11 protein-coding genes are annotated in these 15,594 nt (G+C 62.4%); 9 read left to right on the top strand and 2 right to left on the bottom strand.

The window, feature by feature from the left end:
- Nucleotides 1-20: 20 nt before the first annotated feature.
- From BS629_RS35815 to BS629_RS35800, 4 genes are all read left to right on the top strand, one after another.
- Nucleotides 21-1,562: a hydantoinase/oxoprolinase N-terminal domain-containing protein gene (locus tag BS629_RS35815; RefSeq protein ID WP_026188702.1), complete on the top strand. Its 1,542-nt coding sequence runs from the start codon at nucleotides 21-23 to the stop codon at nucleotides 1,560-1,562.
- A gap of 7 nt (nucleotides 1,563-1,569) precedes the next feature.
- Nucleotides 1,570-2,658 (top strand): S-methyl thiohydantoin desulfurase family protein, encoded by a 1,089-nt coding sequence (locus BS629_RS35810; RefSeq protein ID WP_018245693.1) that lies wholly within the window; start codon nucleotides 1,570-1,572, stop codon nucleotides 2,656-2,658.
- 4 nt (nucleotides 2,659-2,662) lie between these two features.
- Complete coding sequence (locus tag BS629_RS35805; RefSeq protein WP_018245692.1) at nucleotides 2,663-3,751, top strand: S-methyl thiohydantoin desulfurase family protein; 1,089 nt, start codon at nucleotides 2,663-2,665, stop codon at nucleotides 3,749-3,751.
- Nucleotides 3,752-3,823: 72 nt separating this feature from the next.
- Nucleotides 3,824-6,574: a LuxR C-terminal-related transcriptional regulator gene (locus BS629_RS35800; protein WP_032981317.1), complete on the top strand. Its 2,751-nt coding sequence runs from the start codon at nucleotides 3,824-3,826 to the stop codon at nucleotides 6,572-6,574.
- A gap of 146 nt (nucleotides 6,575-6,720) precedes the next feature.
- Here BS629_RS35800 and BS629_RS35795 read toward each other — a convergent pair whose 3' ends face one another.
- A complete protein-coding gene (locus BS629_RS35795; protein ID WP_018245690.1) occupies nucleotides 6,721-7,950 on the bottom strand; it encodes a flavin monoamine oxidase family protein in 1,230 nt (409 codons plus the stop codon).
- A gap of 100 nt (nucleotides 7,951-8,050) precedes the next feature.
- Between BS629_RS35795 and BS629_RS35790 the strand changes: the two genes are divergently transcribed.
- A complete protein-coding gene (locus BS629_RS35790; RefSeq protein WP_018245689.1) occupies nucleotides 8,051-9,592 on the top strand; it encodes a cation:proton antiporter in 1,542 nt (513 codons plus the stop codon).
- A gap of 63 nt (nucleotides 9,593-9,655) precedes the next feature.
- On the opposite strand, the gene BS629_RS35785 is transcribed toward BS629_RS35790, so the two are convergent.
- Nucleotides 9,656-10,714, bottom strand: coding sequence for a LacI family DNA-binding transcriptional regulator (locus tag BS629_RS35785; protein ID WP_018245688.1), 1,059 nt, complete (start codon nucleotides 10,712-10,714; stop codon nucleotides 9,656-9,658).
- 245 nt (nucleotides 10,715-10,959) lie between these two features.
- Between BS629_RS35785 and BS629_RS35780 the strand changes: the two genes are divergently transcribed.
- From BS629_RS35780 to BS629_RS35765, 4 genes are all read left to right on the top strand, one after another.
- Nucleotides 10,960-11,943, top strand: a complete 984-nt coding sequence (locus BS629_RS35780) for an autoinducer 2 ABC transporter substrate-binding protein (protein ID WP_018245687.1) — start codon at nucleotides 10,960-10,962, stop codon at nucleotides 11,941-11,943.
- A gap of 125 nt (nucleotides 11,944-12,068) precedes the next feature.
- On the top strand, nucleotides 12,069-13,583 hold the full coding sequence (locus BS629_RS35775; protein WP_018245686.1) for a sugar ABC transporter ATP-binding protein: 1,515 nt from the start codon (nucleotides 12,069-12,071) through the stop codon (nucleotides 13,581-13,583).
- Nucleotides 13,576-14,604: an ABC transporter permease gene (locus tag BS629_RS35770; protein WP_018245685.1), complete on the top strand. Its 1,029-nt coding sequence runs from the start codon at nucleotides 13,576-13,578 to the stop codon at nucleotides 14,602-14,604. Before BS629_RS35775 ends, BS629_RS35770 begins: the two co-directional genes overlap by 8 nt.
- Entirely contained in the window at nucleotides 14,604-15,590 is a 987-nt protein-coding gene (locus BS629_RS35765; RefSeq protein ID WP_018245684.1) for an ABC transporter permease, read from the top strand. Before BS629_RS35770 ends, BS629_RS35765 begins: the two co-directional genes overlap by 1 nt.
- The last annotated feature ends 4 nt before the right edge of the window (nucleotides 15,591-15,594 follow it).

The following is a 15,594-nucleotide window of genomic DNA, read 5'->3' as shown; positions in this document are numbered from 1 at the left end:
ATATTCTCACGGAGGTCATGATGCGTATTGGAATAGATGTGGGCGGCACGAATACCGATGCTGCCCTGATGGACGGCCCGCTGGTACTCGGAGCATGCAAGAGCCCGACGACCAGCGATGTCGGCTCCGGCATTGTCGCCGTGTTGAAGCAGGTGCTGTCGATGACCGGCGTCTCGGTCTCGGAAATCCAGGCGGTGATGATCGGCACGACGCATTTCACCAATGCCGTCGTCGAGCGCAAGCGGCTGCTCGAAGTCGCCGCTATCAGGCTCGGCCTACCGGCGACCAAGGCGCTGCCGCCGATGACCGATTGGCCGAAGGATTTGGCCGACACACTCGGCCGCCACACTTTCATGGTGCGTGGCGGCAACGAATTCGACGGCCGCAAGATCGCGCCGCTTGATGAGCCCGAGATCCTGCGCATCGCCGGCGAAATCCGCAGTCGCGGCCTCAAGGCAGCCTCGATCACCTCGGTGTTTTCGCCGGTGACACCTGATATGGAGCTGCGGGCCGCCGAGATTCTCGGCAACGAGATCCCCGGCCTGTCGATATCGCTCAGCCACGAAGTCGGCCGGGTCGGTTTCCTCGAACGCGAAAACGCCTCGGTGATGAATGCGTCGCTCGCCGACCTGTCGCGCAAAGTCGTCAACTCCTTCCGTAACGCCCTGAAGGAACTGGCGATCAATGCGCCCTTCTATATCAGCCAGAACGACGGGACACTGATGGTGCCTGATTACGTCGAGCGTTATCCGGTGCTGACCTTCGCCTCCGGCCCGACCAATTCCATGCGGGGCGCCGCGATGCTTGCCGGCGAGAAGGAGGCGATGGTCGTCGATATCGGCGGGACCACGTCGGATGTCGGCATGCTAATGCAGGGTTTCCCGCGTGAATCTGCCGTCGCCGTCGATATCGGCGGGGTCAGAACCAATTTCCGCATGCCCGATGTACTCGCCATCGGTCTCGGCGGCGGCTCGATCGTGCGCGACGACGGTGCCCGCATTGGCCCGGATTCGGTCGGCTACGAAATCACCTCCCGCGCCCTGATCTTCGGCGGCGATACCCTGACGACGACCGACATCATCGTCGCGGCCGGCCTCGAGGATATCGGCGACCGTTCGCGTGTCGCGCATATCCCGGCAAGGACGATTAAGACGGCGCTCGATACCATCCACCGCATGGCCGACGAGGCCGTCGACCGGATGAAGACAAGCGCCGAGCCCCTGCCGGTCATCCTGGTCGGCGGTGGCTCGATCCTGATCTCGCGCGACCTGCCCTCCGCATCCCGCGTCATCCGCCCTGAGAACGCCTCCGTTGCCAATGCCATCGGCGCGGCGATCGCGCAGGTCGGCGGCGAGGTCGACCGCATCTTCTCGCTCGAAGGTACCTCCCGCGACATCGTGCTCGGCGGCGCCAAAAAGGAAGCCGAGGAGCGCGCCGTCAAGGCGGGTGCAGAGGCCGGAACGGTCAAGATCATGGATATCGAGGAAGTGCCGCTCGCCTATCTGCCAGGCAGTGCGACACGCATCCGCGTCAAGGCTATCGGCGATCTCGTGATCGGATGAGGACCCTATGAAACTCAACAGTCAACAACTCTGCGACCTTGCCGTCGGCGCGGCATTCCTCGGGACCGGCGGCGGCGGCGATCCCTATGTCGGCCGGCTGATGGTGCAGCAATGCCTCGACGAAGGGCTGGAGGTGAACATCATCGATCCCAGCGAACTGGCGGACGACATGCTGGTCATTCCGACCGCCATGATGGGTGCGCCGACCGTGCTGGTTGAGAAGATCCCAAGCGGCGAGGAGGCGATGTTTTCGCTGCAGCGGCTTGAACGTCATCTCGGCCGCAAGGCGCAGGCGACCATGCCGATCGAGATCGGCGGCATCAACTCGACGATCCCGCTTGTCGTCGGCGCCCGCCTCGGCCTGCCCGTCGTCGACGGTGACGGCATGGGCCGCGCCTTTCCCTTTCTCGAAATGGAAACCTTCGGCGTCTACGGCGTCTCCGGCAGCCCGATGGCCGTCAGCGATGAATATGGTGATTGTGCCATCATCGAGGCGGTCGATAACCGCCAGATGGAATGGCTTTCGCGCGCCGTCGCCATCCGCATGGGCGGCTGCGCTTATATCGCCGAATATGCAATGTCGGGCGCCGACGTCAAACGCACCGCCATTCCGAACACGCTGAGCCTCGCCATCCGCATCGGCGAAGTCCTGCGCAACGCCAGAAGCTCGCACGAGAATCCGATCGAGGCGCTGCTCGGATTTCTGCCTTCGACGCTCTACCGCTACGGGCGCATCATCTTCGGCGGCAAAATCACCGATGTCATGCGCGAGACCAAGGCCGGATTTTCGATCGGCCGCGTTACGATCGGCGGGCTGCCGCCCTTCGGTTCGACGATGGAGATCGAGATCCAGAACGAGAACCTGATCGCCCGCGTTGACGGCAAGGTGAAGGCGATCGTGCCCGATCTCATCTGCATCATGAACACGGAAACGGCCGAACCCATCACCAGTGAAAACCTGCGCTACGGACAGCGCGTCACCGTGCTTGCCGTCTCCGTTCCCGAAATCATGCGGACGCCGGAAGCGCTCGATGTCTTCGGCCCCACCTGCTTCGGGCTGAAGGAACCCTTCATTTCCATCGAACAGATCGGCTGAACACATGGCAATCATCACCAACGAGGATATCGACGACCTGGCGGTCGGCGCAGCCCTTCTCGGCACCGGCGGCGGCGGCGATCCCTATATCGGCAAGCTGATGGCGAAGGCGGCGATCGAACGCCACGGTGCGGTCGATCTTCTGGCGCTCGACGACGTGCCTGACGGCATCGAGGTCGCCGCCTGTGGCGCGATGGGGGCGCCGACGATCCTGATCGAGAAGATGCCGAGCGGCGAAGAGATCGGGCTTGCACTCAGGGCTTACGAGAAACGCGTCGGCAAGGCGATGGGAGCGATCATCCCCTTTGAGGCGGGCGGCATCAACTCGATGGTGCCGATCATGCTGGCGGCGGAATGCCGACTCCCGGTTATCGACGCGGACGGCATGGGCCGCGCCTTTCCGCAGCTCGAAATGGAGACCTTCAACGTCTATGGCGTGCCTGCCGCACCGCTGACGGTCGCCGACGAGCAGGGCAATGTCGTGATCATCGAGACGGAAAGTGCGGCCAAGGCCGAATGGCTCGCTCGCGGCGTGACGATCCGAATGGGCGGCCAGTCCTATATCGTCAATTACGGCATGGATGGCCGCACGACCCGTCGCGTATCCGTTCCAGGAACGATGTCGCTTGCCATCGGCATCGGGCGTACCATCCGGCTGGCGCTTGCCGCGCATCGCGATCCGCTCGCCGACCTGATCGAATTCTTCGCCGGAACGCATTACGAGACCGCGCGCCTTCTGGCCTCGGGAAAGGTGGTCGACGTCTCGCGGCGCGAGCAGAACGGCTGGTCGGTCGGGGTCGTGACGATCGAACCTTTCGACACAAACCGCAGGCCGGTGCGCATCCAGATCCAGAACGAGAATCTGGTGGCAGAGGAAGATGGCAGGGTGCTGGCGATCGTGCCGGATCTCATCTGCATCCTCGAAGCCGACACTGCCGAACCGATAACCACCGAACGCCTGCGTTATGGCCAGCGGGTCAACGTGCTTGGCGTCAAGGTGCCGCCGATCATGCGCACACCGGAGGCATTGGACGTCTTCGGCCCCGCCGCCTTCGGCCTGACGCAGAATTACGCAACGCTCGAGGCCGGTTAGATCTAGGCTGGCACGGGATATGCTTCTTAAAGCTCGCAAGTCAGGATGGTCGAATGAGCGAGGCGTTTTTGGATGCATCACAGTCGTTCCGAAGGCAAAACTGCAACCCGCCCCGGCGGGCGTGAACCGAAGACGCTAGGTTCCCGGTTTCGCCCGCCGCGCATGCTGTTCACGGCCATCGACCGTCCCTTTCCCCTTTCTAAGATCCGCGACGGTCTGGCGCGCCAGATCGTCGTCGTCCATGCACCATCTGGCTTCGGCAAGACGGCGCTGCTCAAGGCGGGATATGAGGCGGTTACTTCCGGCTCCGATTATTTTCAGTCGCTATTCGATGGCGGCGTCGGTCATTGCGGCTGGATCACGCTCGGCCCCTCGCATGGCCGACCTGCCGAACTGCTAGCTGATCTTTGCCTGGCACTCGGCATCCACACCCCACGGCCTCCCGCCTCTCTGAGGGAACTGTTCGACATCGTCGCCGACCGGGAAAGCGGCGCAATCCTGTTCATCGACGAGCTCGATATTGCTTCCTCACCCGATGTGCAGGCTTTCCTCGACGGATTTTTCTTAGGTGCCCCCGACAATCTGAGGATTGTCTGCGCGTCGCAGCAGAAGCTGCAGCTGCCGCTCGCCCGGCTCAGGGTGCGCGGGCTCGTAACAGAGATTAACGCCGTCGACCTCGCCTTCAGCCGTAACGAGATCCGCAGCCTGTTTCCACGTAACATCAACACTGGCGACGTCGCAAACTTTGTACGCGCTACCCGTGGATGGCCGGCCTTGACGCAGATCGCGCTCGGCGTGATGGAGAGCGGCGGTATAGACGAGCGCAACAGGCTGCTGGCCGGCGAACATCCCGATCTCTTCCGCCATATCGACGAAGCGATCCTGCGTCCGCTGTCGCCGGCGCTTCGCCGAACGCTATGCGTCACGTCGATCCTGGAGGAATTCCCGCTGGAGCTGGCAAGCCATCTCTCCGGCACCGATCTGCAGGCAGATGACCTTCGGCTGCTCGAGGATATGAGCCCGCTGATCGAAAAGAGCCAGATGGGTGCGGCCTGGTATAGGCTTCATCCGATCGTGCGGAAGTGCCTGACGACCGAGCTTGCCGGTGATCCCCAGACCGACGAGGCAACGCTTCACTCCATCGCGGCGATCTGGTTTGCCGAGCGCGGGTTCCTGGAAAGAGCCGTTTCGCATGCGGCGCGCGCCGGCAATTTTTCGCTCGCCGCGCAGACGATCCGACAGGCCGGCGGCGTCAATCTCTTCATCCGCGCCGGCCACACAGTGCTCGAACATTTGATCGCCGACCTGCCCGCCGGCGTCATCCACGAATCTCCGAGCCTGTCATTGTGTTACGTGCTGGTGCTCGCGAAGAAGGGGCACATCAAGGCGGCGCGTGAGCGGATGGAGGCGATCAAGCAAGGCCGGGCCATGCATGGCGACGAGTTCCTGACGATCGAGGCATCGACGCTCGATCACATCGACGGGCTGGTCGATATTTATGAGGATCTTCATCTCGACGATGCGCAGATCCTGCATCTCGAACGAATGGCGTCAGGTTTTTCGCCGCAATCGACCTGGGAGCTCGGCTGGATCTACAACCATCTGTGCATCGCTTATACCAGGCGCGGCAATCTCGACCTCGCGCGGCTGAGCGCCTTGAAGGCATTGGCCTATTATCGCGAGGAAAAGACGGCCTATGCCCAGATCTTCATGCTCATCCATCTGGGGCTGGTCAATACCCTCGCCGGCAACTTCTCGGCGGCGCTGACTTTCTGCCGGGAGGCGCAGGACCTGATCCAAAGCGCGCAGTGGACCGACATCAATCTCGAAGCGATCTGCCGCGTCGCGACGGCGGATGTTCTCTACCTCCAGGGCGAGATGGCTCTGGTCGAGAAGAGCCTTGGCGAGGCGGTCAATGCCGTGGTCCAGGGCGAAGGTTGGGTCGATATCTATTCCCGGATGTTTTCGCTGCTGGCCCGCAGCCGGCTGCGGTTGAGTGGTCTCGATACGGCAATGGCAGCGATCGACAAGGCGGAAGAGGTCGCCGTCGAACGCGCGCTGCCGCGCCTGAAGATTGCGGCCGACATCATGCGCGTCGATATTTTCTCGAAGGCCGGCCTGATTGAATCAGCGGTCCTTTTGGCCGAGCGGCTGGTTTCATCGTTGCGCGATCCTGAACTCGGGCACTTCTGGACCTGGCGCGAGGAAAGCGATTTCCTTGTCGCGCAAGCGCGCCTTCTCAAAGCCCAGGGACGACCGGGCGAAGGGCTCGCCAATCTGGAGACCGTGATGGCGCGAAGCCGCGCGAACGGCAGCGGTTATCACCTGCTGGCGGCGGAAATACTGGCAACGGTCGCCGCCTGGAACGACGGCCGGCATGCCCAGGCGCTCGAATATTTCCAGTTTGCGATCGCGCGTGCTCGCTCGCACGAGGTAACCCAGCTTTTCGAGGACGAGGGGCTCGAATTCTCCACGGTCGTGCGGGCGATCGTGCGTCGTTTCGGCCTGAAGGTCTTCAGTGCCGATGCCGTCGACTTCATCGGTCGCATAATTGGCCAGGGTGAAAGAAGCGTCTTCGGCAAACCGGCCGATAACGGCCGCCGGATCAAGGGTCCTCTTGCCGGCGGCAAAAGTCTTCTCAGTCAACGCGAGCAACAGGTCCTGCTCTGCCTACACGAAGGCAAGAGCAACAAGGAAATCGCCCGCGCGCTCGGGCTTTCCGAGCCGACGGTGAAATTCCACCTCAAGAACGTGTTTTCCAAACTTGGGGTCAGTCGCCGGGCAATGGCCCTGGCAGTTTCGGCTAAATTGAACCTTAAATAGCACGGCGAAATGCCGGCACTGTCAGCATAAACGATCTATAGTTCACATAAGACAATCCGAACCGGGCAATCATGAAATTCTGCCAGCTGGTAATGGTCGGCCAGGGGTATCGGTGCGTTGAGGGTCATAAGATGCACCCTGCTTTATCATGAGCGTGTTAGAACAGCCGCAGCCTGGTCGGCGGCCCGCAACCCGCTTTCCCATGCGCCATGCGCGGTCGAAAAGTCGGACTGGTGCGTCGCCTCGCCGGCGAAAAACAGCCGGTCGCCGACCGGGCGCGCCAGGACTGCGCGTGCGCCCGCATGGCCGGGCAGTGCATGGCTGTAGGAGCCGCCTATCCAATCGGTCCGACACCAGGAAGAGGCCGTGAGGGGCCGCAGATGGCGGCGAATGTTACTGCCGAGCAGCGATGACAGCTGGTCGAGTGCGAAGGCAAATGCCTCCACCAAACCCGCGCGTTCAATGACGACAGCGCCGTTTCCGCCAAAGAAGCCTTCGATGATCGGCCGGCCGAGCGGTCGGATATAATAGCTGCCGGTTTCGGCATTTTGCGGGTCGCCGAGCAGATGGGTTTCCGGCTCCAGACCATGATTGCCATGGAGTTCCAAAAACAGCTTGTCTGCGAGGCCAAGCGGCAGCTGACTTGCGGCATGGAGGTGATCGTCGGCCTCCGGGTCGAAGATAATGGCTCCGCGGGCCAGAACGGCGGTCGATGACGTGATGATCGCGGCACTTGATGTGACCGGGCCGCGGTCGGTCTCCAGCTGAATGCCGCTCCCGGTCAATGCCACACGCCGAACGGGGGTCAAAAGGCGCAAGGCGACGTTCGGAACGGCGGCGCTGATCAGACTTCCATAGCCTTCATGCACCCGCCAATTGGCATCGGTTGCCGCATTGTCATAGGCAAGAAAGTCAGCGACTGACAGCCGATCGAGCGGTGCGCCGTTCATATATCCGCTGAGGGACTGGCAGTAGGCGTTCCATTTGCCGCCGGGCTCCAGTGCGTCCGACGCCCTGTCGCTGGCGGGGGGATTTGCCCGCATCCGCTCCTCAAGCGCGTTCCATTCGGCCGCCGCCGCCGCGCGCTCATCCTGCGTGAAGCCGAGATCGCGCCACTGGCTTTGCCACGCCGTCGGTCCGCGCTCGATATTGAACCCGGCCTCACGGCCGATGGCGACGAGAGGATTGCGCTCGGCAGAGTGCAGCCAGCCGCAACCCATATCCAGCGGCATTCCGGCCAGTTCGATTGTCCAGGCTCGTCCGCCTACGCGGTTGCTGGCCTCCAGAATGATGACCGAGCGCCCGGCATCGGCCAGGCTTTTTGCTGCTGCAATGCCGGCTGCGCCAGCCCCGACAATCGCAACCTCGTAGTCCATCGTCGCCCTCCGCCGCTGCGTCATCAGCTTGATACGACACAAGCTTTACATCGGGGTTGCACCCGCTTCAATGTGCCCGAAAGCCTGCTAGTATGCTGACATGACGTTCTTCGAAACACTTGTTGCATTGCTGGCGGTTGCCATCCTGCTGCTGCAGGTCACGCGTCGCATGCGCCTGCCCTACCCCGGCATTCTGGCTGCCGCCGGCGTCGCCGTGGCGATGTTGCCAGGGGCGCCGACGATTCCGATCGATCCTCCGACGGCGCTCGCCCTGTTCATTGCGCCCGTCCTTGTCGATTCGGCCTATGACTTCCCGGTGGGGGCGGCGCGGCGCATGCTGCTGCCGCTGTTCTTCTATGCGGTCGTCGCCGTTCTCGTCACGACAGGCGTGGTCGTGTCGATCAGCATGCTGACCGTCGGGCTTCCGATTGCGGTCGCGGTTACACTTGGCGCAATTGTTTCGCCGCCCGATGCCGCGGCCGCCACGGCAGTCCTTTCCAATTTGCCCGTCGCCCGCCGTGTGGATGCCCTGCTCAAGGGAGAAAGCCTGTTCAACGACGCGACCGCACTGCTGCTTTTCGGCGCTGCGCTGACTGTCCAGGCGCGTGGTGGGCTGGATGTCGGGACGGCACTTCAGGTGGGGATCGCCGCACCTGGAGGGATCCTGTTCGGCATCGTCTTCGGCTTTTTTGTCTCGCGGCTTCGGCCGATAACCGAGAACACGGTCGGCGGGACCCTGCTTCAATTCGTCTACGCTTTTTCGACCTGGCTGATCGCCGAACATCTGCATCTGTCGGCTGTCCTTGCCACAGTGGCGAGCGCAATGACGCTCGCCACGCTCTCTTCGGTCAGGGATTCACCGCGGATGCGGGTACATTCCTTCGCCGTCTGGACGACCGTCGTCTTCCTGCTGAACGTGGTGGCTTTCCTGCTGATGGGCCTGCAGGCGCGCCGCATCCTTGAGGCGATGTCGGCTGAAGAGCTGCAGCGGGCGATGGGATTTGCCGTCATCGTGGTGGTCGGCGTGATCCTGGCGCGCATGGCGATGGCTTTCCTGCTTCACGCCGTCGTCGCTTCTCGTCACCGAAGCGGCCATGAATTGGCGCCTTTCACGTCCGGGGAGACCTTCCTGGTGGGTTGGGCCGGTATGCGTGGCCTCGTTACGCTGGCGACGGCCTTCGCGCTCCCCGCCGACTTTCCCGAGCGAGACCTGGTCGTGCTCACAGCCTTCGCGGTGGTGCTCGCAACCCTGGTTATTCAAGGGGCGACCTTGGCTCCAATGATCCATCTCCTGAAACTCGGTCGGCAGGCAGAAGTCCGTGATGAACTCAAGGTGGCCCGAAGATCGCTCGCCGAAGCCGCCTTTCAGCGGCTTGAGAAGGAAGACGGCACTGAGGCCGAAGCGATCCGGACGATCTGTAGGGACCATTGGACCGCGTCAACCGAGGCAAACAAGGCTTCGGCGCTCGATCGCCGCCGCGACCTGACGATCGCCGCCGTTCTCGCCCAGCGCCAGCGCCTCGAGGAATTGCGCGACACAGATCAGATCGGCGCGACGCAATATCTCGAGCTGCAGGAGGACCTGGACTGGAAGCAGCTCTCCGTCGGCTCGGATGAGGATCGCCGCATCACAGAAAGCTAGAGCCGATAAGGCATCACACAGTGCTGCTCCGTCAGCCCAGCCTCTCAAATGAGGCGGGACGCATCACTCGATATCCTTCAGCGCATCGAGTGGGCCGGTCAGCGCCGTGCGCGGTGGGACGAGGGTCGGCCGCACCAGATGCGTGATTGGCGGGCCGCGGTCTGCATCAAGGATCGCAAACCCCTTGGTGATCATCGCCTCGCTGTCCTGCCGGATCATGAAGACGGGGAAAGGCAGGAAGGAGCCAAAGGGATCGTAGTCGTAGCAGCCAACGATGATGTCGGCGAAGGTCTCATGCGGGTGCAGCGCGAGGAAGCGCATCAGCCCTTCGAGATTGATCGAGGAATTGACGAAAAATGTGCGCGGCAGCTTTCCGTGGCCTTCGTAGAAGGCTTCAAAGGCACGCGCCGTCATGGCCGGGGAATAGCCGGTCGGCTGGATGCAGACATCCGGATCCGCGCCCAGAAGTGCGCGCTTTACGTCGCGGAAACCGCGAATTCGCTCGTGGCTGGCGTGGTCGTTGCGGCCGCCGAACAGGTACAGATCGTCAGGTGAAAGCGGGCCATCCTCCTGCGCGCGTTCGATGATCGCCTGCGTCAGCATGCGCGCACCTTCATAATTGTCGCTGATGACCGACGGCGCCAGCGTGCCCGGCAGATCGATGTTGACGTGCTTCAGCCCTGCCTTTTCGCAGACCTTGTGTACGCCATCCGGATCGGTTGCGCCGGCGATGAAAAGTTCGTCGATCGAATAGGAGATCAGTGTCTCGACGACCTGGCGCTCCTCGTCCGGATCGCGACAGGCGCTGACGACGAGGGGGCACTGGCCGCGGCTTCTGACCTGTGCCTCGAAAGATTGCGCCATGGAGGAGAAATAGCGGTTGTCGTGCACCGGCAGCAGAAGACCGACGAGGCCGGAGCGGGACGAACGCAGGCCGCGGGCCTGCAGATTTGCCGTATATCCGTGCTCGTTCGCCAGGTTCTGAATGAGTTGGGCCGTCGCCTCCTTGATACGCCTCTTCCGCCAGCTTCCGTTCAGCACGGCGCTTACGGTAGAAGCCGACGCACCCGATAGGATCGAGAGATCGTAGATTGTCGCCTTCTTCTTGCTGATGTCTGCCATATCTCGCCTTTTCCGCTGTCGTTCCCTTAGAAACAAACCCCTCTTGACGAAAGCCCTACCTTGATCGATAGTCATTGCACCATCGATTGTGCAAAAAAGAAAGATCGATTGCGCAAAAATGGTTCGCCGGAGGAGGCGGGATGGGAGGCAAGGGTGTTCCCTCGCCAAGAAGCAACCAGGAACAACCTGCCGCAAAGCGGCCGGTGGTCGTCGTTCGCCATGAGCGACCTTGAGGAGGAGTGAAGATGAGGAGACTTATCATAGCGGCAATTGCCGCATCGCTGTCGCTTGCCGGGGCGGTGGTCGCGTTTGCGCAGGACGCACCGAAGGTCGGCGTTGTCGTCAAGATCGGCGGCATTCCATGGTTCAATGCGATGGAAGCCGGCATCAAGGAACAGGGCAAGAAACTCGGCGTCGATGCCTTCATGATCGGCCCGACCAGCGCCGACCCGGCGCTGCAGGTGCGCGCCATCGAAGACCTGATCGCCCAGGGCGTCAAGGTCATCGGTGTGGTGCCGAACGATGCCAAGGTGCTCGAGCCCGTGCTCACCAAGGCGCAAGCCGCCGGCATCAAGGTCATTACGCATGAATCGCCCTCGCAGAAGGGCGCCGACTGGAATTTCGAACTCGCATCGTCGACCGGTTTTGGTGAGGCGCATGGCAAGCTGCTCGCCGAAAAGATGGGCGGCAAGGGCGAATATGCCGTCTTCGTCGGCTCGCTGACCGTTCCGCTGCACAATGCCTGGGCGGACGCCGCAATCGCCTATATCAAGGCGAATTATCCGGACATGAAACTCGTCGGCGACCGTTATGGCGTCGCAGAAGATGTCGACAAAAGCCGCTCGACGGCGCTTGATCTCATCGCTGCCCATCCGGATCTGAAAGGCTTCCTCGCCTTCGGCAGCCAGGGCCCGATCGGCGCGGGGCGCGCTGTCGAAGAACGCCGCAAGACGGGCAAAATCTTCGTGCTCGGCCCGTTCTCGCCCGGCCAGGGCCAGAAGCTGATCAAGTCCGACGCGATATCGGGCGGCTTCATGTGGAATCCGAAGCAGGCCGGCGAAGTCTTCGTCACGCTCGCCGATCGCCTGATCAAGGGCGAGAGCATCAAGGAAGGTGATGACATTCCGGGTCTCGGCGTGATCAAGCCTGTTGGTAACGACATCATCGTCGATCAGCTGCTGCCGATCAACAAGGATACGGTCGACGACCTGGCCGCAATGGGCCTCTGAAGAGGCCCCCTCCCCGGGTGTCGGGCCGGTCGATACGGACCGGCCCGGCGTTCGGGAAAAGAGCGATATCCGACCATGGCTGGACCATTGACCTTTCATGGCATTCGACTGGACAGGCAACCGGCATGAGCATGGCAACGGATGATGGTGTGAAGGCCCAGCCGCTTCTTTCGCTTCGCGGCATCAACATGACATTCGGCGGTGTGAAGGCGCTGAAAAACGTCTCCTTCGAAGTCCTGCCCGGCGAGGTGCATTGCTTGGCCGGCGAGAATGGTTCCGGCAAGAGCACCCTTATCAAGGTGATATCAGGCGTCTATCGGCCTGCAGACGGCGCCGAGATCGTCTTCGACGGTGAGACGATATCCCTCATGACGCCTGGCATGGCCCAGTCCCGCGGCATCCAGATCATCTGGCAGGACCTCGCGCTCTTTCCGGAAATGAGCGTGGCCGAAAACATCGCCTTCCAGACCCTTTCCGGTTCGCGCCCGCGCTTCGTCAATTATGCCGCGATCCGCGGAACAGCCGAGGAGGCACTCGCCCGGCTCGGCATTACCCTCGACGTCGACAGGCCTCTCAAGGACTTCGCCATCGCGCAGCGTCAGATCGTCGCCATCGCCCGCGCGCTGGTCGGAGAGGCCCGCATCGTCTTCATGGACGAGCCGACCGCCTCGCTCACCCAGTCTGAGACCGATCATCTGCTGGCGATCGTGCGCACGCTGTCGGCTTCGGGCGTTGCCGTGGTCTTCGTCAGCCATCGCCTTGCGGAAGTGCTGGAAATTTCCTCGCGCATCACGGTGCTGCGCGATGGTGCGCTGGTCGGTGTCTATCCGGTGGAAGGCATGACCCAGTCTAAGATCACCGAGCTGATGACCGGGCGCACCTTCGACCAGAATGTTCGCGCCCGCGACCTGTCGCACAACCCGGTCCTGCTTTCTGTAAGCAAGCTTTCCCGGCCTGGCGAGTTCGAGGACATCTCCTTCGATCTGCGCCGTGGCGAGACCCTCGGAATCACCGGCCTGCTCGGCTCCGGGCGCACCGAACTCGCGCTCACGCTGTTCGGCATGCGCCGGCCCGCCGCCGGAACGATCGTGTTGGAGGGAAAGCCGGTGCGCTTTGCCTCCAACCGCGAGGCGATCACCTCAGGCGTCGCCTATCTCTCCGAAGACCGCCTTTCGCTCGGTCTCAACCAGCCGCAATCCATCGCCGACAATCTGGTCATGGCCTCCCTCAACCGTATCCTAGGCGGCCGGCTCATCTCGCCGGAAAAGAAGCGCTCGCTGGTCGCGCGCTGGATCGCCGATCTCGGCGTCAGGATCGGCAAGCAGGACGATGCGATCTCGACGCTTTCGGGCGGCAACCAGCAGCGCGTCGCGATCGCCAAATGGCTCGCCACCGATCCAAAGGTGCTGATCCTCGATGCGCCCACGGTCGGCGTCGATGTCGGCGCGCGCGCCGGCATCTTCGAAATCGTTGCACGCCTCGCCGAGGCGGGGCTGGCGATCATCCTGATTTCGGACGAGGTGCCGGAGGTCTATTTCAACGCCGATCGGATCATCCATATGGAAAAGGGCCGCATCGCCGGCTGGCATGATCCGCGCGCGACTACGCTGAAAGACCTGGAGGCGGCGGTCTATGCGTAAGCTGTTCCTGTCCCATACGACTGAATTCGTGCTGTTTGCCGTCATCATCGCTATGAGCATTGTTCTTGCTCTCATGACCGACCGTTTCTTCACGCTCGGCAATGTCTTCGACCTGCTCAATATCAGCGCGGTCAACATTATCTTTGCCGTTGGCCTGCTCGTGGTGCTGATATCAGGCGGGATCGACATCTCCTTCGCGGTCGCAGCCTCGATCGTGCAATACGTCACTGCACTTGCGCTCGAGAGGATCGGCGGGGGTGGATGGGTATCCGGCTTCCTGATTGCGGCCGGCATCGGCATCGTGCTCGGCGTGATCAACGCCTTCCTGATCCACCGCTTCCGCATCATCTCGATCGTCGCGACGATCGCGACCTTCAACGTCTATTTCGGCTTGCTGATGTTTTTCACCAAGGGGGTGTCGATCTACAATCTGCCCGACTGGCTGACGAGCCGCGTCATCATCTACGAGCGCGAAATGGCCGATGGGAGCTGGGCTGAGATCACCTTGCCGGTTGTGGTCATGGCCGTCTGCACGCTCGCCACATGGTTCTTCATTACCCGCACGACGACCGGCCGGCAGCTCTACGCCTTCGGCGACAATCCGGAAGGCGCGCGCCGCTTCGGCATCAATATCGGCGCCATGCAGTTCATCGCCTTCGGCTGGCTTGGGTTGATGGCAGGCATCGCCGGGCTCATGCAGGCGCATTATGCGCAGGAGGTCGTGCCGAACGCACTCTACGGCCGCGAACTCGATGTGCTCGCTGCCGTGGTGCTCGGTGGGGCGCGGCTGGGCGGCGGCAAGGGCTCGGTGCTCGGTTGCGTGCTGGGCGTGCTGCTCGTCTCGATCACCCAGAACGGCCTCAACCTGATGGGCGTCTCGCCCTTCGCCTTCAAGATGATCGTCGGCGCGATCATCCTCGTTGCGATCACCTTGTCGAGCGCCCGCATCGGCAATCTGGTGCCAGTGTTTGCGACCCGGAAATCGACCGGTGACAGGCCTGCAGGCAGGGGAGAGAGCTGATGAACGCGCTTGCCGCCCGCTTCAACGCCATCTTCGGGGCCGACATGGCCGGTCCCCTCGCCGCGCTGGCGGCCGTGCTTGTCGTCTTCAGTTTCGCCTCGCCGCATTTCCTGACGGGCGCGACCTTCGGATCGGTCGCCTTTCAGCTTCCCGAGCTGGGTGTTCTGACGCTTGCCATGCTGATGCCGATCCTCACCGGCGGCCTCAACCTTGCGATCACCTTCACCGCCAACATCGCCGGCCTGACGCTCGCCTGGACGCTGCAGGCCAATGGCGGCATCGATGCCGGCCCGGGCGCCTTCCTGCTCGGCTCGGCTCTGGCGCTTGCCGTCGGTGCCGCCAGCGGCCTGGTCATGGGCCTCGTCATCGCCTTTACCCGCGCCCATCCGATCCTCGTTTCGCTGTCGATGATGATCTTTCTGCGCGGCCTCGGCGAGTTCCTGACGCGCGGCGGCGATATCTCGGGCTTCCCTACCTTCATCGCTCCGATCGGCCACGGCAGCATCCTCGGCATCCCGGTACCTTTGTTGATCCTGATCGCCTGCGTAATCGCCAGCCACATTCTACTCTCGCGCTCCAAGCTCGGCTTTTCCACCTACATGATCGGCTCCAATATCGAGTCTGCCCGCTATTCCGGCATCAACACCCGCAAGGTTCTGGTGCTGGTCTATATGCTTTCCGGCGTGATGGCTGCGGTTGCCGGCATCATCATGCTTGCGCGCTTCAATTCGGTGCGCGTCGGCCACGGCGAGTCCTATCTGCTGATCACCGTGCTCGCCTGCTTTCTCGGCGGCATCAATCCTTTCGGCGGCTTCGGCCGCGTCCTGCCCGTCTTCGTGGCGCTCATCGTGCTGCAGCTTCTCTCTTCGGGGCTCAACCTGCTCGGCGCCAACCAGCACCTCACCACTGCCGTCTGGGGTATCCTGCTCATCGTCGTGATGGTGCTGCGGTGGTTCTCGGCCAAGTTCATCAGAATCGTGAAATAGGAGA

This window comes from Rhizobium leguminosarum bv. viciae USDA 2370, from assembly GCF_002008365.1.
GTDB classification, from domain to species: Bacteria; Pseudomonadota; Alphaproteobacteria; order Rhizobiales; family Rhizobiaceae; genus Rhizobium; species Rhizobium leguminosarum.
This window is presented reverse-complemented; position numbering and strand designations above follow the sequence as displayed.

Excerpts from the sequence above, each read along its gene's own strand:
- BS629_RS35815 (WP_026188702.1), top strand. The coding sequence starts at position 21 with ATGCGTATTGGAATAGATGTGGGCGGCACGAATACCGATGCTGCCCTG.
- BS629_RS35810 (WP_018245693.1), top strand. The coding sequence starts at position 1,570 with ATGAAACTCAACAGTCAACAACTCTGCGACCTTGCCGTCGGCGCGGCA.
- BS629_RS35805 (WP_018245692.1), top strand. The coding sequence starts at position 2,663 with ATGGCAATCATCACCAACGAGGATATCGACGACCTGGCGGTCGGCGCA.
- BS629_RS35800 (WP_032981317.1), top strand. The coding sequence starts at position 3,824 with ATGCATCACAGTCGTTCCGAAGGCAAAACTGCAACCCGCCCCGGCGGG.
- BS629_RS35795 (WP_018245690.1), bottom strand. The coding sequence starts at position 7,950 with ATGGACTACGAGGTTGCGATTGTCGGGGCTGGCGCAGCCGGCATTGCA.
- BS629_RS35790 (WP_018245689.1), top strand. The coding sequence starts at position 8,051 with ATGACGTTCTTCGAAACACTTGTTGCATTGCTGGCGGTTGCCATCCTG.
- BS629_RS35785 (WP_018245688.1), bottom strand. The coding sequence starts at position 10,714 with ATGGCAGACATCAGCAAGAAGAAGGCGACAATCTACGATCTCTCGATC.
- BS629_RS35780 (WP_018245687.1), top strand. The coding sequence starts at position 10,960 with ATGAGGAGACTTATCATAGCGGCAATTGCCGCATCGCTGTCGCTTGCC.
- BS629_RS35775 (WP_018245686.1), top strand. The coding sequence starts at position 12,069 with ATGAGCATGGCAACGGATGATGGTGTGAAGGCCCAGCCGCTTCTTTCG.
- BS629_RS35770 (WP_018245685.1), top strand. The coding sequence starts at position 13,576 with ATGCGTAAGCTGTTCCTGTCCCATACGACTGAATTCGTGCTGTTTGCC.
- BS629_RS35765 (WP_018245684.1), top strand. The coding sequence starts at position 14,604 with ATGAACGCGCTTGCCGCCCGCTTCAACGCCATCTTCGGGGCCGACATG.